The sequence below is a fragment of the Roseateles sp. P1_C6 genome (assembly GCF_056406315.1).
Map to the genome: position 1 here is coordinate 12125 of NZ_JBFUAK010000001.1, position 22104 is coordinate 34228.

Here is a 22104-nt window from a genome sequence, read left to right on the forward strand (position 1 = left end):
CAGGGCTGTTGAGGGTGCGGCCAGTGTGCGGACCTCCGCGTGGCCCGGGAACCCTACTGCGGTAGGGTCGCCGCGGGGTCGAGCCACTGCGCCAGCAGCGCATGCAGCTGTTCGACTTCCAACGGCTTGCGCAGCACCAGGTAGCCGTCGCGCTCGGCCTGCTGCAGCTCCTCGGACGCGAACTCGCCGCTGACCATGGCGCCGCCCGCCTCGGGACAGCGCAGGAACAGCGCCTTCAGCACCTCCACGCCGCTTTCGCCCGAGCGCAGCCGCTGGTCGCAGAGGATGGCCTGCGGCGCGAAGCCTGCGTCCAGCACCGCCAGCGCCTGCGCCGCCGACGTGGCGCTGCGCACCGCGATGCCCCAGGCCTGCATCAGGCTGGTCCAGGCACCGACGACGTCCGGGTCGTCGTCGACCACCAAGCAGCGGCCGGACAAGGGCCGCAGCGGCGCGCGCGGGTCGGCCACGACGGGCTCGCGGCGGGAAGTGGCCGGCAGCAGCAGCCAGAAGCGCGATCCGCGCCCCTCGATGGACTGCAGCCCATAGGTCGCTCCCATCAGGTCGGCGCAGCGCGCCACGACGGCCAGGCCCAGCCCATGGCCGGCGCTGTCGACCTGGGCGGCGCTCGGGTGCCGGTAGAACGGCGAGTAGACCTGCCCCAGGTCCTCGCGAGCGATGCCCATGCCGGTGTCGCAGACCTCCAGCCGCCAATGCCCGCCGCGCCGCCGTGCCGCCAGCAGCACGCCGCCTTGCGAGGTGTAGCGCAGCGCGTTGTGCGTCAGGTTCACCAGCGACTGGCGCAGCAGCACAGGGTCCGCCAGTACCGTGGCGCCCCCGCCGCCGGTGCGGACCTTCAGACGCAGGCCGCGGCTGCGCGCTTCGCTGCTGAAGGTGGTGGCCACGTCCTGCAGCAGCGCGTCCAGGGCGACCGGCACGCGGCGCGCGTCCACGCCGTCGCCTTCGATGCGGGACAGGTCCAGCAGTGCGTTGAACATCAGGTTCAGCGAACGCACGCTGCGGCGCAGGTCGTCCAGCGCCGGCACCAGCGCGGCGTCGCGGTTGCGGTGCGCGATCGATTCGACGAGAAAGCCCATCGCGTGCGTCGGCTGGCGCAGGTCATGGCTGGCGGTGCTGAGGAACTGGTTCTTGGCGCGCAGTGCCTGCTCGGCACGCTCGGTGGCGCGCTGGTAGTCGTGGGCAAGGCTCAGGCTGTGCTCCTCCAGCTGAACCTGCTGGACGAAGAAGTTGTGGGCGATCACCGCGCGCCGGTACAGCGCAACCAGCAACAGCAGCGACAGCGGCACGATGGCGGGCCATGGGCGCGGCACACCGGGCGCCGTCGGCCCTTCCGGCCCCGCCGGCATCAGCGCGGGCCAGTACGTCGCCACCAGCGCCAGCAAGGCCGTGGCCACGCCCCAACCAAACGCATACAAGCGAAGAAAGACGCCCACGGCGGGCAGCTCGAACGCGGCATTGCCGACGATCACCACCGCCAGACTGATGTGCAGCAGCAGCACGAAGTCGAAAGCATGGTGGCCGGGCGTCAGCAGCACGATGAGGCCCAGCGACGCCAGGCCCAGGCCATGCGCGAGGCTCATGCCCCGCACGACGGGCCGCCAGCGCGCCAGCCATTGCGGCTCGGCGTGCTGCAGCGAGGCATCACGCCGAAAGCGGCGCCCATGCAGCAGCAGCGCTGCGGCGGCGAACGCATACCCCAGCGTCCACGCCAGCATGCCGCGCGGGTCGCGCCCCAGGCCGTTGAACCAGATCGTCAGCGGCAGGCCGATCAGCGGCATCGCGCAGACGCTGAGCACCAGCCGGTGGTGGATCAACGCCAGCATGCGCACCCCGCCGCGGGTGCCCAGGTCGTCGCCGCTGAGCGGCTTGGGAAACCAGCGCCGCAGCGCAGCCAGTGCGACCCGGGCCTGCTTCATGGCTCGATGCGCCGCCCCTGCAGCCGCTGGATCGCCTCCATGCGATTGGCCACGCCCAGCCGCGACAGGATGCCAGTCACGTGCTCCTTCACCGTCTGCTCGGACAGGTCCAGCGAGCGCGCGATGCGCTTGTTGGGCAGGCCGCGCAACATCATGCTCAGGACCTGGCCCTGGCGCTCCGTCAGACCCAGTTCGTGTGCCTGCACGGGCAGCTCGCGGCGCGGCGCGGCGGGCAGGCCCTGCTGGCGCGCGGCGGCAAACCAGTCACCGCCGGCCAGCACCGCCGCCACCGCCCGGGCAAAGACCTCGGGCGGCTCGTGCTTGCAAAGGAAGCCGTGCGCGCCCGCCTCGCGCACCTTGATCTGCACGCCCAGGTCCTCGTCACCGCTGAGCACCAGCACCCGGATGGCCGGGCAGCGTTGCCGCAACTGCTGCAGCAGCGGCAGCGCGGAGCCGCCCGGCAGCCAGAAGTCGACGATGGCCAGTGCCGGCTCGCCGTCGGAGTCGATCACGCGCAGCGCGGCGGCGGCATCGGCGGCCAGCCCGACGCGGCGGATGCCGCAATGCGTCGCCAGGTACTCGGCAATGCCGCGGGCCACCAACGGGTGGTCGTCAACGACCAGCGCGTCGCGCTCCGTCATGCCTGTCCCTCCGTCCGCTGCGTGCTGTCGATGACTCCGATTGGCGCCCATTCCACGCAGCGCCAACACCCCACCACGGTAGGGTAGCCGCAGCGCTCAGAAGTAGCCCATGTCGCGCTGCGCGAAGTTGCCGATGCGCGGCAGCACGGTGGCCAGATCGCTGCCGGCGACGCCCATCCAGGTCGCCAGCGTGGCACCCAGCTGGTCCACCGACGTGGTCGGCAGCAGCCGGCCCTGGCCCACGTCATCGGGCCCGTTGACGCTGACCGACGGCAGCGTGCCCCAGTAGCGGCCGCCCTGCACCGCCCCGCCCAGCACGACGTGGTGGCTGCCCCAGCCATGGTCGGAGCCATCGCCGTTGCTGGTCAGCGAGCGGCCGAAGTCGCTGGCCGTGAAGCTGGTGACCTGGCCGGCGACGCCCAGCTCCACCGTGGCCGCGTAGAAGCTGGCCAGCGCGTTGTCCACGGCGGTCAGCAGGCCGGGATGCTCCTCGGCCAACGCGTCGTGGGTGTCGAAACCGCCCAGCGACACGAAGAAGACCTGGCGCGTCGCCCCCAGCGCCTGGCGCGCGGCGATGAGCTTGGCGACGATGAGCAGCTGGCTGGACAGGCTGCTGGCCGTGTCGAAGGGGGTCTGCAGCGCGGGCACGCCGGCCAGCGCGGCGCTGACGACGCCCTGGGCGCTGACCGAGCGCGTCACGACGCGGGTCAGCTCCGACTCCATCCAGTGCGTGCGGTCGGCCGTGATAAGGCCGCGCAGCGCGTCGGCACAGGCCTGCGAGCCGTACAGCGGCTTCAGGATGCCGTTGATGGGCACCGCGCCGCTGGTCGACACCTGGTATTGCACGGCCTGCTTGCCGGCCATGTAGACGGCGTTGCCGGACGCGTTGATGCAGGTGAAGGTGGCCGTGCCGTTGCCGGCCAGGAACAGGTCGCCCATGCGGCCGCCCCAGCCGGACGTGGCGCCCTCGGGCGAGCTGCTCTGCCAGACGGATTGCTGGTCGTTGTGCGAGAACAGCTTGGGCGGCAACGGCACGCTCTGCGCATTGTACTGGGCCAGCGTGGTGGGCTGGATCAGCGTGCCGACATTGAGCTGCAGGCCCATGCGCCCGGCGTCCCACAGCGCCTTGAGCTTGGGCAACTGGGGCGCGAGCGCCATCTGCCGGCCGCCGACGTTCAGGCCCAGCGCGGTGGCGGCCAGTTGGTCGCGCGGCGTGGCCAGCGTCTGGCGGATCTGGGCATAGGCGTCGTAGCTGGCAGTGTCATAGGGCACCAGCGTGTTGCCGTGGTCGTTGCCGCCGTACAGGAACACGCAGACCAGCGCCTTGTAGTCGCCCGGGGCCGTGGCCGCGGCGGCTTCGCCGATGCCAGCCAGGTTCAACGCCAGCGGCGCGGCCGTGCCGGCCAGCCCCAGCGCCGAGGCGCGGCGCAGGAACTCGCGGCGCTGCAGTTCGGGGAGTCGGTTGAGCTTCATGGTCGTCCCCTCACTTCTGGATCAGGTATTCGGGGCAGGCCATCAGCATCAGGATGGCGGCCTGCACGCGGTTGAGCTTGCCGGTGTCGGTGGCCGCGCCGATCGTCGCGACGGCGGTGGCGACGGTGGCCTGCGTGGTCGCCGAGATGCCGCCGCCGCCCAGGCGCAGCGCCAGGTCGGCGACCAGGCCAGGGGCGTCGCCCGCCAGCGCCAGTTCCGCCGTGTAGCTGGGCTTCACGTCACCGATACCGTTGGCGATGGCGGTCTGCAGGTAGTTCAGGTAGCCGGCGACCGTGCTCTCGTTGCAGAGCTGGAACTCGGGCGCCGTGACCGCGTTGCTGCCCAGCGTGGAGTTGGGCGGCACATAGCCGGGGCGGAAGAAGTTGAAGACCGACGGGCTGCGCAGCGGGCTCTGGCCCAGCCGCGTGCCGGGGTTGCTCGTGTCGCCGATGTTCCACAGCCCGTTGGGCGATGCGACATTGAACGTGCGGCCCCACTGGATGAAGCGCTGCAGCGGCTCGCGCAGCTTGCCGGCGCCGGGCGCGGTGGGCACCGTGCGGGCCTCCGCGTCGAGCAGGATGGCGCGGATGACGGCCTTCAGGTCGCCGCGCTGGCCGGCACCGTTGTCGGCCCAGACGGCGGCGATGCGGCCCACGTAGGCGGGGCTGGGGTTGCTGGCGACCAGGCGCTGGATCAGCTGGCGGCCGATGAAGGGCCCGACGTTGGGGTGCGCCGCCAGCGTGTCCAGCGCCGTCTTCAACGCGGCCGCGCCATCGGCGGTCGCGGGGATGTCCACGTCCAGCACCTTCTTCGCGCCGGTCGAGAAGCGCGCCGGGTTGTTGACCATGGGCTTCTTCATGAAGCCGGGGTCGGTGCTGCTTGCGCCGTCGAAGTCCCAGCCGGTGAAGACGCGGGCCAGGTCGGTGATGTTGACCTGGTTGTAGGTCTCGATGGGGTTGCCGCTGCCGTCGCGCTTGGGGCTGCCATCGGTGTTGAGCTGGACGAGGCCGATGCTGAACAGCTGCATGACCTCGCGCGCATAGTTCTCGTCGGGCACGCGGCCGGTCCTGGTGTCTTCCTTGCGGTTGCCGCGCATCGCCAGGTAGACGCCCATGCCGTTGGACAGCGTCACCGCGTCCAGCAGTTCGCGGTAACTGCCAAAGCAGCGCTGCTCCAGCATGTCCACATAGGCTGCCACCGCAAAGCCGCGCCAGGACACCGGCAGCCCGCTCATCGAGATGACGAAGATCTCGCTGAGCGCCAGCACGACGCGCTGGCGCAGCGAGTCGGGCGCGGACATCAGCTTGCGCCACAGCGTGTTGTCGACGCCGGCAAAGCTGTTGCGGTAGTCGACGACCGCGTAGCCGTTGGCCGACATCCAGTCGAAATGACCCGCGCTGACAGGCAGCGCGAACTGCGCGTCCAGCCAGGCGGCATAGCCGTTGGCCTTGACGGTGGCGATGTCGGCACTGCTGGCCGAGAAGCCGGCCTGGGTCAGGAAGCGGGCAGCCTCCGCGTCGCTGATGCCGGGCGGCGGCGGGGGTGGTGGAGGCGGTGGTGGGGGCGAAGGCGCGGGCGCGCTGCCGCCCCCGCCGCAGGCGGCCAGCAACGCGGCGGCTGCGGCTGCGGCCGCGATGCCGGGGTCCGGTGTGGCACGGGTCTCGGGTGCCGGGGCGATGGTCTCGACTTCAGGCGTCGGCGGTGCGCGCATGGGGTCCTCGCTCGTTGTTGTGCTGGATCGTCACCCAACGAAAACGGGCCGGCTTGCGCCGACCCGTCGAGGCCCTTGAACTGGGGACAAGCCCCGGTCTTTACGTCAGAGCAACGGAACCCCGGTCTTGCTTTGCGCTTGTTCGCGCGTGACGCCTTCGGCAAGCTCGACGAGCTTGATGCCGCCGGGCACCACATCGAACACGCCCAGGTCCGTGATGATGCGGTCCACCACGCCCACGCCCGTCAGCGGCAGCGTGCAGGCCGGGATGATCTTCAGGTCCTCGGTGCCGTCCTTCTTCTTGGCCACGTGCTCCATCAGCACGATGACGCGCTTGACGCCGGCCACCAGGTCCATCGCGCCGCCCATGCCCTTGACCATCTTGCCCGGGATCATCCAGTTGGCCAGGTCGCCATTGGCGCTGACCTGCATCGCGCCCAGGATGCTGAGGTTGATCTTGCCGGCGCGGATCATCGCGAAGCTGTCGTGGCTGCCGAAGATGCTGCTGCCGGGCAGCGTCGTCACCGTCTGCTTGCCGGCGTTGATGAGGTCGGCGTCGACCTCGTCCTCGGTCGGGAAGGGGCCGATGCCGAGCATGCCGTTCTCGCTCTGCAGCCAGACTTCCTTGCTGGCGGGCACATGGTTGGCCACCAGCGTCGGAATGCCGATGCCGAGGTTCACGTAGAAGCCGTCTTCCAGCTCCTGGGCCGCGCGGGCGGCCATCTGATCTTGGGTCCAGGGCATGTCAGGCCTCCTTCTTCGGCGAGAGGGTCATCTTTTCAATCCGCTTCTCCGGATTGGCGTTGACGACGATGCGGTGCACGTAGATGCCCGGCAGGTGGACGTCGTCCGGGTCGATCTCGCCGGTCTCGACGAGGTGTTCCACCTCGACCACCGTCAACTGGCCGGCCATCGCCGCGGCCGGGTTGAAGTTGCGCGCCGTGCGGCGGAACACCAGGTTGCCGCTCTTGTCGGCCTTGTAGGCCTTGACCAGCGACACGTCGGGCACGAGCGCCTTTTCCAGGATGTAGGTCTCGCCGTTGAACTCGCGCGATTCCTTGCCCTCGGCGATCAGCGTGCCCACGCCGGTGCGCACGAAGAAGGCCGGGATGCCGGCGCCGCCGGCGCGCATCTTCTCGGCCAGCGTGCCCTGCGGCGTGAACTCCAGCTCCAACTCACCGGCCAGGTACTGGCGCTCGAACTCCTTGTTCTCGCCCACGTAGCTGGAGATCATCTTCTTGATCTGCCGGGTGACCAGCAGCGCACCCAGGCCGAAACCGTCCACGCCAGCGTTGTTGGAGATGACCGTCAAGTCCTTGACGCCGCTGTCGCGCAGCGCCGTGATCAGCGCCTCGGGGATGCCGCACAGGCCGAAGCCGCCGACCGCGAGCATCTGCCCGTCCTTCACAACGCCGCGCAGCGCTGCTTCAGCGCTCGGGTACACCTTGTTCATGCCGTCTCCTGCTTGGATGAGGGGCGAAGCGTAGCGCCCTGCCTTCGCGGCGTCGATTACGCAAGATTGCCTAAGGACTTACCGCGCTGGCCGCCCGACCGTTGCCGGCGGTGGCAACCGCTGCCCGGGTAGGATCGCGGCCGCCCGCCCCAGCCTGACCTTCCGCTTGAGCCCTGACGCCATCGACTACCGCAGCGCCTTCCAGCTCGCCCCCATCGGCCTGGTGCTGTCCGCCCAGCGCCAGATCGTCGACTGCAACGAGCGCGTGCTGCGCATGTTCGGCGCGACGCGCGAGCAGCTGGTGGGCCAGAGCTTTGCGGTGATGTACCCGAGCGCCGTCGAGTTCCAGCGCACCGGCGAGCGCATCGTCGCCAGCCTGGACGCGCAAGGCCACTACGCGGACGACCGCGTCATGCGGCGCCTCGGCAGCGGCGAGCTGTTCTGGTGCCATGTCACCGGCCGCGCGCTGGACCCGGCCGACCCGCATGCCCGCGGCATCTGGAGCTTCGAGGACTTGTCGGCGCGCCGCCAGATCACGGCCGACCTGACGCCACGCGAGCGCGAGATCGCGGCGCTGCTGGTGGAGGGGCAGACCAGCAAGCTGATCGGCCGCCGGCTGGGCGTGAGCCCGCGCACGGTGGACATCTACCGCGGCCGGCTGATGAAGAAATACCAGGCGGCCAGCACGCCCGAGCTGATCAACAAACTGCTGTCCGCATGAGCCGCCACCACGCGCCTGAGCTGCCCTACTGCCGCAACTGCCATTTCACGCTGGCCACGCCGCGCCCGGTCTACTGCGGCCATTGTGGCCAGGAGACCGACCTGCACCCGCCGTCGGTGCGCGAGATGTTCACGGAGTACCTGGGCCACTACGTCGCCTTCGACGGCCCGCTGTGGCGCACGCTGTGGGCCCTGATCGCGCTGCCGGGTCATCTGACGAACGCCTACTTCCATGGCCAGCGGCGCCGCTACGTGCTGCCGCTGCGGGTCTACCTCACCGCAAGCTTCCTGTTCTTCGTCGGCACGCACCTGCTGCCGCAGAGTGCCGCCGTTGACACCGGCAACGAGGCGGCGGACGCAGCGCGCGTCGTGGAGCCGGGCAAGCCCGTGAAGCTGCGCGTGAAGCCGGGCGCGACGCCCAACGAGACGGCCGCCGAAGCGCAAGCCCTGGCCAAGGCGCAGGCCGCCTCCAGCGCCGGCAGCGCCCCACCCCGTGGCCGGACGACCTTCATCACCGAGTTCAGCGATTGCGAAACCGCAAAACCGGTGGCCTGCACGCCGTTCGAGCGCTGGGCCAACCGCCTCGTCAAGAACGCCGGCTCCATGACCAACGAGCAGTGGACCGCGCGGCTCGTCGCCCTGGCTCCCTACGGCATGCTGGCCATGCAGCCCGTGTTCGCGGCACTGCTGCTGGCGATGTTTGCTGGCACCGGGCGGCGCTATGCCGAGCACTTCGTGTTCTCGCTGCACAGCCACAGCCTGTGGTTCCTGGCGCTGTTGACGGGCGTGGCAGCCGGGTTCCAGGCGCTGCTGATCTTTGCGGTCTTCGGCCATGGCGTGGCCGCGCTGCGGCGGGTCTACGGTGTGAACCGGTTCGGGGCTCTCTGGCGCGGCGTGCTGCTCAGCATCGGCTATTTCCTCTTGCTGATCCTGGGCCTGGGCCTGCTGGTGGCCGGCATTGCCGCAACGGTTCAGGTGAAGACGGCCTGACGCAGCCACTTGGTGGCGACCCACTTCTCACCCTCGAGCACCGGCGCGCCGCCATGCAGCGTCTGCGTGCCCGGGTGCGGCCGGTCGTAGCTGAAGAAGACGGCATTGCCCTTGACGGGCGCGACGTCCAGGCCGATGTCCGGGAAGATGGTCGCGCCGCCAGCCGCCGGCGTGTTCAGGTACATGACCAGCGTGCCGACGCGCTGGCCACCGCGCTTGAGGATGTTGGGCGTGCTGACGTGGCCGGGGTCGAAGTAGTCGTAGTGCGGCTGGTACTCCGCGCCCGGGCGATAGCGCAGCACCTGCAGGCCCTCGCCATGGTCCAGCGGCCAGCGCAGCAGCGTGGCGATGCGCGCTTCTAGCGTGCGGATCAGTTCGGTCTCGCAGCGCTCGAAGAACATGCCGTCGCTGGTGCGCGCGGCGTTCACCTCGCTGCCGTCGGCGGCGGTGGCCACCGTCTCGGAGCGCGCCAGGCGCTTGGTCGCCAGGGCCATGATGCCGTCGCATTCCTCGTCGCTCAGCAGGTCACCGAAGACCACCACGCGCGGCTGGCGCAGCGCCATCAACACCTTCACCGCGCGGTCGCCAGCATTCATGACGGGGGCGAAGCGGCTCATGTCGGGCTCGGGCAGGCCCGGCGTCGCGCCCGGCGGCGCCGTCAGCGTGGCTGACTGACCCAGCGTGCGCGCCAGCGCCTGGCGGGCAATGCCCTCGTCCCAGCCGCTGCCCAGCATCGCGGCGAGGATGCTCTCTGATGCATGGCCGGCGCGGGACTGTTCGGAAATCCACTCACACAGCTCGGGGGTGATGACTTGTTGGCTCATGACTTGCGGCGGAAGACGAGTCGTTCAGGGGAGGACACCTCGGGCGCGAGGCGGTAGCCGTCGAGATCGAAGTCCTTCAGGGCTTCGGGTGTCTCGACGCGATTCTGGATCGCGAAGCGCGCCATCAGCCCGCGGGCGCGCTTCGCGAAGAAGCTGATGATCTTGTACTCGCCGTTCTTCCAGTCCTCGAACTGGCAGTCGACGACCCTGGGCTTCAACGCCTTGCGGTCGGCCGCGCGGAAGTATTCCTGCGACGCGAGGTTGACGACGACGGGCACCTTCTCCGCGCGGGCGAGCTTGTTCAGGTGCAGCGCCAGGCGGTCGCCCCAGTAGTCGTACAGGCTGGCGCCGGCCGGCGTGGCCAGCCGCGTGCCCATCTCCAGCCGGTACGGCTGCATGCGGTCCAGCGGACGCAGGATGCCGTACAGGCCCGACAGCATGCGCACATGCGTCTGCGCCCAGGCGATGTCGTCGGCCGACAGCGTCTTCGCGTCCAGCCCGTCGTAGACGTCGCCGTTGAAGGCCAGCACGGCCGGCTTGCTGTTGTGCTCGGTGAAGCGCGGGCGCCAGGCGGCGTAGCGGTCGACGTTGAGCTGGGCCAGCGGCTCGGACAAATCCATCAGCCCGCGCACGTCGGCGACGGTCTTGCTGCGCAGCACGTCGATCAGCGCGGCGGTGTCGGCGAGGAATTGCGGGCGGGTCAGCGCCGGCGCCAGTTCGGGTGGCGTGGGCGTGTCGTAGTCGAGCGACTTGGCGGGAGAAAGCAGAAACAGCATGGGCGCGGATTTTGGCCCAGGCCCGGCCCGCGAGAATCCACGCATGCCCATCGCCATCCAAGGCTTCCACGACCCTGCAACCGGCACGGTCAGCTATGTCGTGCACGACCCCATGACGCGCCAGGCCGCCGCCATCGACCCGGTGCTGGACTACGACGCCGCGGCGGGCCGCACGGCGACGCGCTCGGCCGACGCGCTGCTGGCGCATCTGCGCGAACAGGCCTTGACGCTGCAGTGGATCCTGGAGACGCACGCCCATGCCGACCACCTGTCCGCAGCGCCGTATCTGAAGCGGCAGGCCGGTGGGCTGATCGCCATCGGCGAACACATCCGCGACGTGCAGGCGGGCTTCGGCCGGCTCTACAACCTGCCGGTCGTCGACGACGGCTTCGACCGCCTGCTGCGCGACGGCGAGACGCTGCACCTGGGCGGCATCGAGGTCACCGCGCTGCTGGTGCCCGGCCACACGCCGGCCGACCTGGCCTACGCCATCGAGGACGCCGTCTTCGTCGGCGACACCCTGTTCATGCCCGACCTGGGCAGCGCCCGCGCCGATTTCCCCGGCGGCGACGCGACGCAGCTCTACCGCTCCATGCGGCGCCTGCTGGCGCTGCCGCCCGCGACGCGGCTGTTCGTCTGCCACGACTACCCCGCAGGCCGTGAGGCGCGCTGGCAGACGACGGTGGCCGAGCAGCGCGCGGCCAACATCCACGTGCGCGATGGCGTCGGCGAGGCCGAATACGTCGCGATGCGCCGCGCCCGCGACGCGACGCTGGGCGTGCCGGCACTGATGCTGCCGGCGCTGCAGGTCAACATCCGCGCCGGCCAGCTGCCGCCGGCCGAAGACAACGGCGTGGCCTACCTGCGCATCCCCATCAACGCGCTTTAGCCCGTCCGACCAGCAGCAGCACGACGCCCACCAGCACGATGCCCGCGGCCAGCCACTCGTGGCCGCTGATGTGCTCGCCGGCCAGCGTCACGCCCAGCAGCATCGCGATGACGGGGTTGACGAAGGAGTAGCTGGACGCCAGCCCGGCCGACGCCTCCGCCAGCAACACCATGTAGGCGTTGAAGGCCACCAGCGAACCGAACACGACGAGGTAGACCCAGGCCCACAGCGCCTGCGGCTCGATGTGCGTGGGCAGCGCCTCGCCGCTGACCAGGCTCAGGCCCATCAGCAGCGCACCGCCGGCCAGCATCTCGCTGGCAAACCCCATGGGCCCCGGCGCCAGCGGCAGGCTGCGCTGCGACAGCACGCTGCCCACGGCCCAGCTCGCGCAGGCCACGCTGATGGCGACCAGGCCAGTGGGCGACGCGCCAAAGCCCTGGCCCTGCGTCAACAGCAGCACGCCGACCAGGCCGAAGGCGATGCCCAGGCTCTCCAGCCGCGTCGGCTTCTCGCCCCACAGCAGGTTCAGCCCGGCAATCATCAGCGGCATCACGGCGATGAAGGCGACGACGAGGCCCGACCCCACCGTCTGCTCGGCCGTGGCCGTGCCGCCCATGCCACCGCCCAGCATCAGGCCGCCGATGACCAGCGCATGCAGCCACTGCCGCCGGCTGGGCCAGGGTGCGCCGCGCCAGCGCATCCAGCCCGCCAGCAGCGCCCCCGCGACGAGGAAGCGGCTGCCCATCTGGAAGAACGGCGGCAGGCTGACCAGCGCGACCTTGATGGCGAGGTAGGTGGAACCCCAGACCAGCCAGGTGGCGGCCAGGCAGAGCATCAGTTTCGCGCTCAGGCCCGGCGCGGTCTTGAGGGGCAAGGTGGTCGTGTTCATGGCCGGCATCGTAGGAATTCCGGCTCACAGACAACATGGGTCTTTGAAGGTGGAAACATGACTCCGCCTTAATATTCAAGAACGTTTCAACGCTTTGACAAGACTTTCATGGCCATAGAACTCAACCAGCACGACCATCGCATCCTGGCCGAATTGCAGGCCGACGCGCGCCTGACGATGGCCGAGCTGGGCCGCCGCGTGCACTTGAGCCAGCCGGCCGTGACGGAACGCGTGCGCAAGCTGGAGGAAGCCGGCGTCATCTGCGGCTACCGCGCCATCGTCGATGCCGGCAAGCTGGGCTACGCCATCCGCGCCATCATCCGCATCACCAGCCTGGATGACGCAGCGATGGCGCGAGCGCTGGAGTCCAGCCCCGAGGTGTTGACGGCCTACGGCGTGACCGGCGAGGACAGCTGGATCCTGGAACTCGCCGTGCGTGACGTGGCGCATCTGCGCGCGGCGCTGTCGCGCTTCTGCCAGCAGGCGCCCACGTCCACCGCCATCATCCTGCACGCGCTGCGTGAGCACGCGCCGCTGAAGCCGCTGCCGACGACCGACTCCGAGCCCGCGCCGCAACCGGCCGCGGCCAAGAAAAAGCCCCGCCGCGGCGGGGCTTGAAAGCAGGCTCGCAGGCTTACTTGGCGAGCAGCGTGTTGACCGAGTTGACGTCCTCGGCGCGCAGCTGGCCCGAGGCCTGGCGCAGCTTGAGGCTGTTGACGACCACGTCGTAGCGCGCCTTGGCCAGGTCGCGCTGCGTCGTGTAGAGCTGAGTCTGCGCGTTCAGCACGTCCAGGTTGACGCGCACGCCGACCTTGTAGCCCAGCTGCGTGGCTTCCAGCGCCAGCTTGGTGGAGGCCTCGGCGGCCTCGTAGGCGCTGACCTGGGCCTTCAGCGACTGCACGCCGAAGAAGGCACGGCGTGTGGCCTCGGAGACGCTGCGGCGGGCGAAGTCGAGGTCGTTGCGGGCCTTCTCCTCCAACACCAGCGTTTCCTTGATGCGGTTCTGCGTCAGGCCGCCGGTGTACAGCGGGTAGCTCAGCGTCAGGCCGACGCTGGCCGTCTTGGCCGTGCCGACGCCCGAGGCCGTCGCGGCCGCGCCGTTCAGGCTGTTGTGCAGGTTCTGCGCACCGACGTTGCCGTTCAGGTCCAGCGTGGGCTTCTCGCCGGCACGGGCGATCTGCGTGTCCAGCTGCGCCACTTCCAGGCCCAGGCGGGCCTTGCGGATGGCGGGGTGCTGGTCGTCGCCGGTGGCAACCCAGGTGTCGACATTGGTGCTGGGCAGCRCCGGCAGCGCCACCGGCTGGGCCAGGCCCTTGGGCTCGACGCCGACGCGGCCGACGAACTGATCCAGCGTCACGCGCTTGACGCGCAGGTCGTTGTCCGCCGCCAATTCCTGCGCGACGGCCAGGTCGTAGCGGGCCTGGGCTTCGCGCGTGTCGGTGATGGTGGCCGTGCCGACCTCGAAATTGCGCTTGGCCGACGCCAGCTGCTCGGCAATGCCGGTCTTGTTGGCCTGCGACGTGGTCAGCGCGTCCTTGGCCGCCAGCACATCGAAATAAGCCGTGGTCAGGCGCACGATCAGGTCCTGCTCGGCGCTCTCCAGGTCGGCCTGGGCCACCGCGTAGCCGCGGCGGGCCTTGTCGATGGTGGGCATGTTGGCTGCGTTGTAGACCGAGTACTTGCCCTGCAGCCCGGCCGTCAGCGTCGTGCTGTTGATGGCCGTGGTGCCGGGCGGGTCGGTGCGCGCCTGGGTGCCGGAGGCCGACAGACCGAAGGACGGGCGGGTCAGTGCCTCGGCCTGGGCCGCACGGGCGGCGGCGGCGTCGGCGCTGGCCTTGGTCGCCAGATAAGTCGCGTCATAGCCCCGCGCGGCGTCGTAGAGCTCTTGCAGGCTCTGGGCCTGGGCCGCACCGGCGAGCAGAAGGCCGGCGGCGAGTGCCAGCGGTTGCAGGATCAGGCGTCGGGCTGGGACGAAGGGCATGGGATTCCTTGGCTGGAGCAGTGAATTAAGCAGCGGCCGGGGTTATAGACGCAAAGCCCGCCGATGACTGAAGCCATGCGACGACCTGCGCCCTCAGGGGGTGCAATCGGCGTTTGGCGGCGACGGGCTGCATGCGGCTCAGAAACTGAAGGCGGGTGCTTCGGTGAAGCCGGGCAGGCGGCCGGCGACGGTGTCGAAGAGTTCGACGCTGCGGAAATCTGCCGCGCCGGTGCGCGTGAACAGCGTGGCACGCATGACCGGCTCGCCACCGACGATGGCAATCAGGCGGCCACCGACCTTGAGCTGGTTCAGCAGCGCCTGCGGCACCGAGGCGACGGAGCCCGACAGCAGGATCACGTCGAAGGGCTCCTCGGCCGGCAGGCCGGCCGCGCCGTCCTGGTTCAGCACGCTGACGTTGAGCACGCCGGCGCGCTTGAGGTTGGCGGCGGCCTGGGCGGCGAGGCCGGCATCGGCCTCCACGGCGATGACGCGCTGGGCCTTGTGACCCAGCAGCGCGGCCAGGTGACCCGTGGCGGCGCCGATCTCCAGCACCTTCTCGTGGCGCTGCACCTTCAGCTCCTGCAGCAGCCGGGCCTCGACCTTGGGCGCCAGCATCTTGCGCGTGGCGGTCAGCGGCAGCTCGACGTCGACGAAGGCCTGCACCTTGTGGGCCTCGGGCACGAAATCCTCGCGGTGCACAACGTGCAGCAGCTCCAGCACGCTGGGGTCGAGCACGTCCCACGGGCGGATCTGCTGCTCGATCATGTTGAAGCGGGCTTGTTCGAGGTTCATCTTGTTCTCCGGGAGGCGCGCGGTACGGCGGACTGAAAGGCAAAATTCTAGAGGTCAGACCGGCTAAGCCAACAGGCCGTGCAGCAGCAGCGACATTTGCGCGTCCAGAAGCTCCATCGGGCTCATGGTGTGGTGGCAGACGTCCTGGTCGCCAAAGGAGTGCTCGTGCAGCATCATGTGCAGCATGGGCGCGATCAGCATGTGCACCGTGGCCTCGACAGGCACGGCGCGGAACTCGCCCGCCTGGATGCCCCGCTCGATGAGCCCGCCCAGCAGGTTCTGCGACGGCGTGATGACCTCGTCCACGTAGAACCGCGCCAGCTCCGGGAAGTTGCGCGCCTCGATCATCAGCAGCGTGCAGACCACGCCCGCGTTGCCCTGCCCGACCTTGGCCCACCAGGTGCGCATCATCTCCACCAGCAGCTCGGCGATGGAGCCTTCGTACTGCGCCGCCTGCGCGGCCGACTCGGCGATGTGCACGGACAGGTTCTCGCGCACCATGGCCTTGAACAACTCGTCCTTGCTGGGGTAGTAGCGGTACAGCGTGCCCTTGGCGACACCGGCACGCGCCGCCACCTCCTCGCTGCGCGTGGCTGCGAAGCCTTTTTCGACGAACAGCTCCAGGGCCGCCTCCAGCAGCTCCTGCGGGCGGGCGTCCTTGCGTCGTTGACGGGGCGTGGCGGTGGCCAAGGCGAAGAGTTAATGACCGAAGGGTCACTAATGTAGCCGTCAGGGCCAGCCAGCCGCAAGCCGTCGGCATGCCCTCTCGCTACACTGCGCCGCCTTTTTGCATTCGTTTGCCTTCCGGAGCTGTTACGTGGATGTCATCCTGCTGATCAAAGCCGCCATCATGGGCATCGTCGAGGGGCTGACCGAGTTCCTGCCCGTCTCGTCGACAGGCCACCTGATCCTGACCGGCAGCCTGCTCGGCATGACGGACGCCAAGTCCAAGGTCTTCGACATCGCCATCCAGAGCGGCGCCATCCTGGCCGTGTTCATCGTCTACTGGGCTCGCATCCGCGAGGCGCTGGGTGGCTTGGCCAGCAGCGCCAAGCAGCAACGCTTCGTGCTGAATATCGCGATCGGCTTCCTGCCGGCCGGCCTGGTCGGCTTGACGGTCTACAAGGCCATCAAGGCCCACCTCTTCAACGCCCCGGTCGTCGCCGCGGCCTTCATCGTCGGCGGTCTGATCATCCTGTGGGTGGAAAAGCGCGCCCAGCCGCAGGCCCGCGTGCAGAGCGTGGACGACATGACGGCGCTGGACGCGCTGAAGGTGGGCCTCGTGCAATGCCTGGGCATGATCCCGGGCACCAGCCGCTCGGGCGCCACCATCATCGGTGGCATGCTGCTGGGCCTGTCGCGCAAGGCGGCGACGGACTTCTCCTTCTTCCTCGCCATTCCGACCCTGATCTCGGCCGGTGGCTACAGCCTGTGGAAGGAGCGCCACGCGCTGTCCATCGCCGATGCGCCGATGTTCGCGGTCGGCTTCATCGTCAGCTTCCTGGCCGCCTGGGCTTGCGTGCGCTGGCTGCTGCGCTACGTGGCCACCCACAATTTCGTACCGTTCGCCTGGTATCGCATCGCCTTCGGCATCCTGGTGCTGGCCACCTGGGTCACCGGTACGGTCATCTGGGCCGACTGACGGACGGCCCCCCTACCGGCTGCGCCGCCCCCCCGAGGGGGCACTGCCAGCGGCCCGGCAAAGCCGGTTCCGCGGCAGTCACGCGGCTGAAAACCGTGCCGAACTTGCGCCGCTTCTGGCTGGGATAATCAACACATGGCCATCACGATCAAGACCGCAGCCGACGTCGAAGGCATGCGCATCGCCGGGCGCCTGGCGTCCGAAGTTCTGGACATGCTCACGCCGCACGTCAAGCCCGGCATCACGACCAACGAGCTGGACAAGCTGGCGCACGACTTCATCGTCCACGTGCAGCAGGGCATCCCCGCGCCGCTGAACTACTGCCCGCCCGGCTACATCCCCTACCCCAAGTCGATCTGCACATCGGTGAACCAGCAGGTCTGCCACGGCATCCCCAACGACAAGGCGCTGAAGAACGGCGACATCGTCAACATCGACGTCACCGTCATCAAGGACGGCTGGCATGGCGACACCAGCCGCATGTTCGTCGTCGGCGAGGGCAGCATCGCGGCCAAGCGTCTGTGCGCGTTCACGTACGAAGCCATGTGGAAGGGCATCGCCAAGGTCAAGCCCGGCGCGCGCCTGGGCGACATCGGCCATGCCATCCAGACCTTTGCCGAGAACGCCGGGTTTTCCATCGTGCGCGAGTTCTGCGGCCACGGCATCGGCCAGGTCTTCCACGAGGAACCGCAGGTGCTGCACTACGGCCGCCCGGGCACGCTGGACGAGTTGGTGCCCGGCATGATGTTCACCATCGAGCCCATGATCAACGCCGGCCGCCGCGAGATCCGCGAGATGGGCGATGGCTGGACCATCGTCACCAAGGACCGTTCCCTGTCGGCGCAGTGGGAACACACCATCCTCGTCACCGACACCGGCTACGAGGTCATGACCGTCTCCGCCGGCAGCCCGCCGCCGCCGGCCTTCATCACGCAGGCCGCTGCGGCCACGGCGTAAAGCCGTGGCGACACTTGCCGATCTCCGCCAGCAGTTCAAGGCTGGCAAGCAGGCGCTGATCGACGGCTTCCTGGCCGAACGGCCGACGCAGGCCGGTGCACAGGCACTGCTGCGCCGCCTGGCTCGCCATGTCGACGACACGTTGCGAAGCCTGTGGGCGCAGGCGGCCCAGGCCGGCATGCCGGCCGGCGCCTGCCTGGCGGCCGTCGGCGGCTATGGCCGTGGCGAGCTGTTCCCGCATTCCGACGTCGACGTGCTGGTGCTGCTGCCCGACGGCGTCGAGGCCCATGTGCCCGGCCCGGTCAAGGCGGCCATCGAGAGCTTCATCACGTCCTGCTGGGATGTCGGCCTGGAGATCGGCTCCTCGGTGCGCACGCTGGGCGAATGCCTGTCCGAGTCACAGGCCGACGTGACCATCCAGACCGCGCTGCTGGAAGCCCGCGCGCTGGCCGGCGATGCCAAGCTGTTCAAGCTGCTGTCCAAGCGCTTCATCCAGGCGATGGACCCCAAGGCTTTCTTCCGCGCCAAGACGCTGGAGAGCCTGCAGCGCCACACCAAGTTCGACGACACGCCCTACGCTCTGGAGCCCAACTGCAAGGAAAGCCCCGGCGGCCTGCGCGACCTGCAGATGCTGATGTGGGTCGCCCGGGCGGCGGGCCTGGGCAAGACCTGGAAGGCTCTTGCGCAGCGCGGCCTCATCACGCCATTCGAGAGCCGTCAGCTGCAGCGCAACGAGGGCCAGCTGCGCCTGATCCGCGCCCGCCTGCACGCCGTGGCCGGCCGGCGCGAGGACCGTCTCGTGTTCGACCTGCAGACGGCCGTCGCGCAGAGCTTCGGCTTCGTGTCGACGGACTCGGTGCGCGCGTCCGAGCTGCTGATGCGGCGCTACTACTGGGCCGCCAAGGCGGTCACGCAGCTGCACCAGATCCTGCTGCTGAACCTGGAAGAGCAGATCAACGGCTCGCAGCAGGACATGCTGCGCCCGCTCGAAGGCCAGCCGGACTATCTGGATCGCGGCCGCATGCTGGAGGTCGCCAGCGACGACCTCTACCAGCGCGACCCACACGCCATCCTGCGCACCTTCCTCGTCTACCAGCAGACGCCGGGCATCAAGGGCTTGTCGGCGCGCACGCTGCGGGCGCTGTACAACGCCCGCGGCCTGATGGACGCGGCCTGGCGGCGCGACCCGGTCAACCGCGCGACCTTCATGACCATGCTGCGTGCGCCCGAGGGCCAGACACATGCGTTCCGGCTCATGAACCAGACCTCGGTGCTGGGCCGCTACCTGTGGGTGTTCCGCGCCATCGTCGGGCAGATGCAGCACGACCTGTTCCACGTCTACACCGTGGACCAGCACATCCTGATGGTGCTGCGCAACGTGCGGCGCTTCTTCGTGCCCGAGCATGCGCACGAGTACCCGTTCTGCTCGCAGCTGGCCGCGCAGTTCGACCAGCCCGAGCTGCTCTACATCGCCGCCCTCTTCCACGACGTCGCCAAGGGCCGCGGCGGCGACCACTCCGAGCTGGGCGCCACCGAGGTCAAGCGCTTCTGCCGCCAGCACGGCTTGAACGCGGAAGACACCGCCATGTGCGTCTTCCTCGTCGAGCACCACCTGACGATGTCGCGCGTCGCGCAGAAGGAAGACCTGTCCGACCCCGAGGTCATCGCCGCCTTCACGGCCAAGGTCGGCAACGCCCGTCGGCTCACGGCGCTGTACCTGCTGACCGTCGCCGACATCCGCGGCACCAGCCCCAAAGTCTGGAATGCCTGGAAGGGCAAGCTGCTGGAGGATCTCTACCGCATCACGCTGCGCGCGGTGGGCGGTGCACCCATCAACCTCGACGCCGAGATCGAGGCCCGCAAGGCGGAGGCGCGGCAGGACCTGGCCCTGCACTCGCAGCTGCCCGGCACCGAGGAACCGCTGTGGAAGCGCCTGGCCATCAGCTATTTCGCCCGCCATGACGGCGCCGAGCTGGCCTGGCATGCACGCTCGCTGTGGCGCCACGTGGACACGCTGGTGCCGGTCGTGCGCGCCCGCCCCTCGCCCATCGGCGAAGGCCTGCAGGTGCTGGTCTACGCGCCCGACCAGCAGGACTTGTTCGCCCGCATCTGCGGCTACTTCGACACCGCCGGCTTCAGCATCCTGGACGCCAAGGTGCACACGACGCGCAACGGCTATGCGCTGGACACCTTCCAGGTCATCCGCCCCGAGGCCGACGTGCACCACCGTGACCTCGTGCCGCTGGTCGAGCAGAAGCTCGGCGCCGCGCTGCAGGCCGAGGGGCCGCTGCCCGAACCCCGGCGCGGCCGGCTGTCGCGCCGCGTCAAGAGCTTCCCCTATTCGCCGCGCATCTCGCTGCGCCCGGACGAGCGCGCCACCGCCTGGCTGCTGACCATCTCCACCAGCGACCGCGCCGGCCTGCTCTACGCCATCGCCCGCGTGCTGGCCCGCCACGGCATCAACCTGCAGCTGGCCAAGATCTCGACGCTGGGCGAGCGCGTCGAAGACACCTTCCTCGTCGACGGCCCGGCGCTGCAGCAGAACAAGGCGCAATTGCAGATCGAGAGCGAACTGCTGGACGCGGTCTCGCTGCCCGCATGAGCTACACGACCACCATCGTCGAAGCGGTCGCCGAACTGGATCGTTTCGACGCCTTCGTCGACGTGCGCTCGCCGGCAGAGTTCGCCGAGGACCACATGCCCGGCGCGATCAACTGGCCGGTGCTGGACGACCAGGAGCGCCACGACGTGGGCCTGCTCTACGCGACCTCGCCCTTCGAGGCGCGCAAGCTGGGCGCGTCCCTGGTCGCGCGCAACATCGCCCGGCACCTGGAGACCACCGCCGTCGGCTTCCCCAAGACCTGGCGCCCGCTGGTCTATTGCTGGCGCGGCGGCCAGCGTTCGGGCGCCATGCACTGGTTCTTGGGGCAGATCGGCTTTCGCTCGCGCCAACTGATGGGCGGCTACAAGGCCTACCGCGCCCAGGTGCGTGACGACCTCGATGCCCTGCCCGGCCGCTTCGACTGGCAGGTGCTGTGCGGCCGCACCGGCAGCGGCAAGACGCGGCTGCTGCAGGCGCTGGCCACCGAGAGCGCCCAGGTGCTGGACCTCGAAGCGCTGGCCGCCCACCGCGGCTCCGTGCTCGGCGCCCTGCCCGATGAAGCCCAACCCAGCCAGAAAGCGTTCGACAGCGCGCTGTGGGCGGCGCTGCGCGCACTGGACGCCACCCGGCCCGTCTTCGTCGAAAGCGAGAGCCGCAAGATCGGCCGCATCACCGTGCCCGAAGCGCTGTTGGCGGCGATGCGCAACCGCAGCGAATGCATCTGGATCGCGATGCCCGAGGCCGCCCGCGTCGAGCTGCTGCTGCAGGAATACGGCCATTTCGGCGCCGACCCGGACAGTTTCTGCCGCGCGCTGGACGGCCTCATCGAACTGCGCGGCCGCGCCCGCGTGGAAGACTGGCAGGCGCGCGCCCGCAAGGGCGAATGGGCCGGCGTCTTCGCCGAGCTGATGCGCGAGCACTACGACCCCGGCTACGAGCGCTCGCTGCGCGGCCATTTCCCGGCGCTGGCGCGAGCCCGCCACATCGAGCTGGCAGACGGCGCCCAGGCCTGCATGACCGAGGCCGCGCGGGCGCTGATCAACGCCGGCTCATAACAGGCCGCTGTACCAGCGCAGGCCCAGCAGTCGGCGCGCCAGTTGGTGGGCACGGCCTTGCGGGTCGGCCAGATCGTGCAAGACCGTGAAGTGGTTGCAGCCGGGCAGCTCCTCGCAGACCGGCACCGCGCGGGCGCCCCAGGCCTCACGGATCAAGCGGTTCTGGCGACGGAACTCCTCGCTCTCCTGCGCCCCGACGACGGCAAACAAGGTCTGCGGCGCGGCCGGCCGCGGGAAGTGGATGGGGCTGAGCCGGCGCACGCTGGCGGCGTCCAGCCGCAGATCGGCCTGCAGGAAGGGCGTGCGGCGCAGCGGCGCGAGGTCGTGCAGGCCGGAGGCCGTGGGCTTGCGGGGCACCATGGCCGCGCACGATAGCAGCGCCGTCGCGGGCTATACTTTTGACGCGTGTGGGGGGGTAGCTCAGCTGGGAGAGCGCCGCGTTCGCAATGCGGAGGTCGGGAGTTCGATCCTCCTCCTCTCCACCACAGGCATCTAAGCCCTTGATTCTTAGGAAGTTCCTTTAGAAACAAGGGCTTATTTCTTTGTTTTCTACACAAAGGTGCCATACCACAGCTCAAAGCGAGGTTCGGTCGACAACGAGACCGACATGCCCGTCAGACCAAGAGGCTTAGTCAGCCACCCAAACGGCACCTACTACCTGCGCGTCCGAATACCTGCCGATCTTCTCGCGTGGGCGAAGGGGAAAGGCTTAGACAAAGAAATCTGGAAGTCGCTTCACACTTCCAATTTGCGGGAAGCGGTCTAGCGGTTCTAC

At 69.3% G+C, this 22104-nt stretch carries 22 protein-coding genes and 1 tRNA gene; 10 read left to right on the top strand and 13 right to left on the bottom strand.

Annotation, left to right across the window (positions count from 1 at the left end; genetic code table 11):
• Positions 1-53: 53 nt before the first annotated feature.
• The 6 genes from AC1D29_RS00070 to AC1D29_RS00095 all read right to left on the bottom strand — a co-directional run bounded on the left by AC1D29_RS00070 (position 54) and on the right by AC1D29_RS00095 (position 7212).
• The gene (locus AC1D29_RS00070; protein ID WP_477893512.1) at positions 54-1934 is read right to left on the bottom strand and encodes a hybrid sensor histidine kinase/response regulator; all 1881 of its coding nucleotides are present in this window, start codon (positions 1932-1934) and stop codon (positions 54-56) included.
• Positions 1931-2575 (bottom strand): LuxR C-terminal-related transcriptional regulator, encoded by a 645-nt coding sequence (locus tag AC1D29_RS00075; RefSeq protein ID WP_477893514.1) that lies wholly within the window; start codon positions 2573-2575, stop codon positions 1931-1933. The genes AC1D29_RS00070 and AC1D29_RS00075 overlap by 4 nt, the downstream gene beginning before the upstream one ends.
• Positions 2576-2671: 96 nt before the next feature.
• On the bottom strand, positions 2672-4048 hold the full coding sequence (locus AC1D29_RS00080; RefSeq protein ID WP_477893516.1) for a DUF1501 domain-containing protein: 1377 nt from the start codon (positions 4046-4048) through the stop codon (positions 2672-2674).
• Positions 4049-4058: 10 nt separating this feature from the next.
• Positions 4059-5759, bottom strand: a complete 1701-nt coding sequence (locus tag AC1D29_RS00085) for a DUF1800 domain-containing protein (protein ID WP_477893518.1) — start codon at positions 5757-5759, stop codon at positions 4059-4061.
• A 105-nt stretch (positions 5760-5864) separates the two neighbouring features.
• Positions 5865-6503: a 3-oxoacid CoA-transferase subunit B gene (locus AC1D29_RS00090; protein ID WP_477893520.1), complete on the bottom strand. Its 639-nt coding sequence runs from the start codon at positions 6501-6503 to the stop codon at positions 5865-5867.
• 1 nt (position 6504) lies between these two features.
• Positions 6505-7212, bottom strand: coding sequence for a CoA transferase subunit A (locus tag AC1D29_RS00095; protein ID WP_477893522.1), 708 nt, complete (start codon positions 7210-7212; stop codon positions 6505-6507).
• Between the two features lie 166 nt (positions 7213-7378).
• On the opposite strand from AC1D29_RS00095, the gene AC1D29_RS00100 reads away from it, so the two are divergent.
• Both AC1D29_RS00100 and AC1D29_RS00105 read left to right on the top strand, forming a co-directional pair.
• Positions 7379-7933, top strand: a complete 555-nt coding sequence (locus AC1D29_RS00100) for a helix-turn-helix transcriptional regulator (protein ID WP_477893524.1) — start codon at positions 7379-7381, stop codon at positions 7931-7933.
• The gene (locus AC1D29_RS00105) at positions 7930-8922 is read left to right on the top strand and encodes a DUF3667 domain-containing protein (RefSeq protein WP_477893526.1); all 993 of its coding nucleotides are present in this window, start codon (positions 7930-7932) and stop codon (positions 8920-8922) included. The genes AC1D29_RS00100 and AC1D29_RS00105 overlap by 4 nt, the downstream gene beginning before the upstream one ends.
• Here AC1D29_RS00105 and AC1D29_RS00110 read toward each other — a convergent pair.
• Positions 8904-9746, bottom strand: a complete 843-nt coding sequence (locus tag AC1D29_RS00110; protein ID WP_477893528.1) for a 2OG-Fe(II) oxygenase — start codon at positions 9744-9746, stop codon at positions 8904-8906. The genes AC1D29_RS00105 and AC1D29_RS00110 overlap by 19 nt on opposite strands.
• Positions 9743-10522, bottom strand: coding sequence for a peroxide stress protein YaaA (yaaA, locus tag AC1D29_RS00115; protein WP_477893530.1), 780 nt, complete (start codon positions 10520-10522; stop codon positions 9743-9745). Before yaaA ends, AC1D29_RS00110 begins: the two co-directional genes overlap by 4 nt.
• Positions 10523-10565: 43 nt before the next feature.
• Between yaaA and AC1D29_RS00120 the strand changes: the two genes are divergently transcribed.
• Complete coding sequence (locus AC1D29_RS00120) at positions 10566-11411, top strand: MBL fold metallo-hydrolase (protein ID WP_477893532.1); 846 nt, start codon at positions 10566-10568, stop codon at positions 11409-11411.
• Here the strand turns inward: AC1D29_RS00120 and yedA are convergent.
• Complete coding sequence (yedA, locus tag AC1D29_RS00125) at positions 11398-12300, bottom strand: drug/metabolite exporter YedA (protein ID WP_477893534.1); 903 nt, start codon at positions 12298-12300, stop codon at positions 11398-11400. The two genes, AC1D29_RS00120 and yedA, sit on opposite strands and share 14 nt — an antisense overlap.
• Positions 12301-12408: 108 nt before the next feature.
• Between yedA and AC1D29_RS00130 the strand changes: the two genes are divergently transcribed.
• A complete protein-coding gene (locus AC1D29_RS00130; protein ID WP_477893536.1) occupies positions 12409-12918 on the top strand; it encodes an Lrp/AsnC family transcriptional regulator in 510 nt (169 codons plus the stop codon).
• Positions 12919-12934: 16 nt separating this feature from the next.
• Here the strand turns inward: AC1D29_RS00130 and AC1D29_RS00135 are convergent, their stop codons facing one another.
• From AC1D29_RS00135 to AC1D29_RS00145, 3 genes are all read right to left on the bottom strand, one after another.
• Positions 12935-14281, bottom strand: a complete 1347-nt coding sequence (locus AC1D29_RS00135) for a TolC family outer membrane protein (RefSeq protein WP_477893538.1) — start codon at positions 14279-14281, stop codon at positions 12935-12937.
• A gap of 138 nt (positions 14282-14419) precedes the next feature.
• Positions 14420-15073, bottom strand: coding sequence for a protein-L-isoaspartate O-methyltransferase family protein (locus tag AC1D29_RS00140; RefSeq protein WP_477893540.1), 654 nt, complete (start codon positions 15071-15073; stop codon positions 14420-14422).
• Between the two features lie 63 nt (positions 15074-15136).
• Positions 15137-15763 carry a TetR/AcrR family transcriptional regulator gene (locus AC1D29_RS00145; protein ID WP_477893542.1) on the bottom strand — a complete coding sequence of 209 codons (627 nt, stop codon included), beginning with the start codon at positions 15761-15763 and terminating at the stop codon, positions 15137-15139.
• Between the two features lie 127 nt (positions 15764-15890).
• On the opposite strand from AC1D29_RS00145, the gene AC1D29_RS00150 reads away from it, so the two are divergent.
• The 4 genes from AC1D29_RS00150 to mnmH all read left to right on the top strand — a co-directional run bounded on the left by AC1D29_RS00150 (position 15891) and on the right by mnmH (position 21329).
• Entirely contained in the window at positions 15891-16715 is an 825-nt protein-coding gene (locus AC1D29_RS00150; RefSeq protein ID WP_477893544.1) for an undecaprenyl-diphosphate phosphatase, read from the top strand.
• 135 nt (positions 16716-16850) lie between these two features.
• The gene (gene map, locus AC1D29_RS00155) at positions 16851-17672 is read left to right on the top strand and encodes a type I methionyl aminopeptidase (RefSeq protein ID WP_477893546.1); all 822 of its coding nucleotides are present in this window, start codon (positions 16851-16853) and stop codon (positions 17670-17672) included.
• Positions 17673-17676: 4 nt separating this feature from the next.
• Positions 17677-20274 (top strand): [protein-PII] uridylyltransferase, encoded by a 2598-nt coding sequence (locus AC1D29_RS00160; protein ID WP_477893548.1) that lies wholly within the window; start codon positions 17677-17679, stop codon positions 20272-20274.
• Positions 20271-21329, top strand: coding sequence for a tRNA 2-selenouridine(34) synthase MnmH (mnmH, locus tag AC1D29_RS00165; RefSeq protein ID WP_477893550.1), 1059 nt, complete (start codon positions 20271-20273; stop codon positions 21327-21329). Before AC1D29_RS00160 ends, mnmH begins: the two co-directional genes overlap by 4 nt.
• Here mnmH and AC1D29_RS00170 read toward each other — a convergent pair.
• On the bottom strand, positions 21324-21689 hold the full coding sequence (locus AC1D29_RS00170; RefSeq protein WP_477893552.1) for a hypothetical protein: 366 nt from the start codon (positions 21687-21689) through the stop codon (positions 21324-21326). The genes mnmH and AC1D29_RS00170 overlap by 6 nt on opposite strands.
• A 49-nt stretch (positions 21690-21738) precedes the next feature.
• Here AC1D29_RS00170 and AC1D29_RS00175 point away from each other — a divergent pair.
• Together AC1D29_RS00175 and AC1D29_RS00180 are read left to right on the top strand one after the other, a co-directional pair.
• A tRNA-Ala gene (locus AC1D29_RS00175) sits at positions 21739-21814 on the top strand.
• Between the two features lie 122 nt (positions 21815-21936).
• On the top strand, positions 21937-22095 hold the full coding sequence (locus tag AC1D29_RS00180) for a DUF6538 domain-containing protein (protein WP_477893554.1): 159 nt from the start codon (positions 21937-21939) through the stop codon (positions 22093-22095).
• The last annotated feature ends 9 nt before the right edge of the window (positions 22096-22104 follow it).

What these genes read in the sequence shown, in the direction of transcription:
- AC1D29_RS00070 (WP_477893512.1), bottom strand. Translation starts at nt 1,934, where the DNA reads ATGAAGCAGGCCCGGGTCGCACTGGCTGCGCTGCGGCGCTGGTTTCCC.
- AC1D29_RS00075 (WP_477893514.1), bottom strand. Translation starts at nt 2,575, where the DNA reads ATGACGGAGCGCGACGCGCTGGTCGTTGACGACCACCCGTTGGTGGCC.
- AC1D29_RS00080 (WP_477893516.1), bottom strand. Translation starts at nt 4,048, where the DNA reads ATGAAGCTCAACCGACTCCCCGAACTGCAGCGCCGCGAGTTCCTGCGC.
- AC1D29_RS00085 (WP_477893518.1), bottom strand. Translation starts at nt 5,759, where the DNA reads ATGCGCGCACCGCCGACGCCTGAAGTCGAGACCATCGCCCCGGCACCC.
- AC1D29_RS00090 (WP_477893520.1), bottom strand. Translation starts at nt 6,503, where the DNA reads ATGCCCTGGACCCAAGATCAGATGGCCGCCCGCGCGGCCCAGGAGCTG.
- AC1D29_RS00095 (WP_477893522.1), bottom strand. Translation starts at nt 7,212, where the DNA reads ATGAACAAGGTGTACCCGAGCGCTGAAGCAGCGCTGCGCGGCGTTGTG.
- AC1D29_RS00105 (WP_477893526.1), top strand. Translation starts at nt 7,930, where the DNA reads ATGAGCCGCCACCACGCGCCTGAGCTGCCCTACTGCCGCAACTGCCAT.
- AC1D29_RS00110 (WP_477893528.1), bottom strand. Translation starts at nt 9,746, where the DNA reads ATGAGCCAACAAGTCATCACCCCCGAGCTGTGTGAGTGGATTTCCGAA.
- yaaA (WP_477893530.1), bottom strand. Translation starts at nt 10,522, where the DNA reads ATGCTGTTTCTGCTTTCTCCCGCCAAGTCGCTCGACTACGACACGCCC.
- AC1D29_RS00120 (WP_477893532.1), top strand. Translation starts at nt 10,566, where the DNA reads ATGCCCATCGCCATCCAAGGCTTCCACGACCCTGCAACCGGCACGGTC.
- yedA (WP_477893534.1), bottom strand. Translation starts at nt 12,300, where the DNA reads ATGAACACGACCACCTTGCCCCTCAAGACCGCGCCGGGCCTGAGCGCG.
- AC1D29_RS00130 (WP_477893536.1), top strand. Translation starts at nt 12,409, where the DNA reads ATGGCCATAGAACTCAACCAGCACGACCATCGCATCCTGGCCGAATTG.
- AC1D29_RS00140 (WP_477893540.1), bottom strand. Translation starts at nt 15,073, where the DNA reads ATGAACCTCGAACAAGCCCGCTTCAACATGATCGAGCAGCAGATCCGC.
- map (WP_477893546.1), top strand. Translation starts at nt 16,851, where the DNA reads ATGGCCATCACGATCAAGACCGCAGCCGACGTCGAAGGCATGCGCATC.
- mnmH (WP_477893550.1), top strand. Translation starts at nt 20,271, where the DNA reads ATGAGCTACACGACCACCATCGTCGAAGCGGTCGCCGAACTGGATCGT.
- AC1D29_RS00170 (WP_477893552.1), bottom strand. Translation starts at nt 21,689, where the DNA reads ATGGTGCCCCGCAAGCCCACGGCCTCCGGCCTGCACGACCTCGCGCCG.
- AC1D29_RS00180 (WP_477893554.1), top strand. Translation starts at nt 21,937, where the DNA reads ATGCCCGTCAGACCAAGAGGCTTAGTCAGCCACCCAAACGGCACCTAC.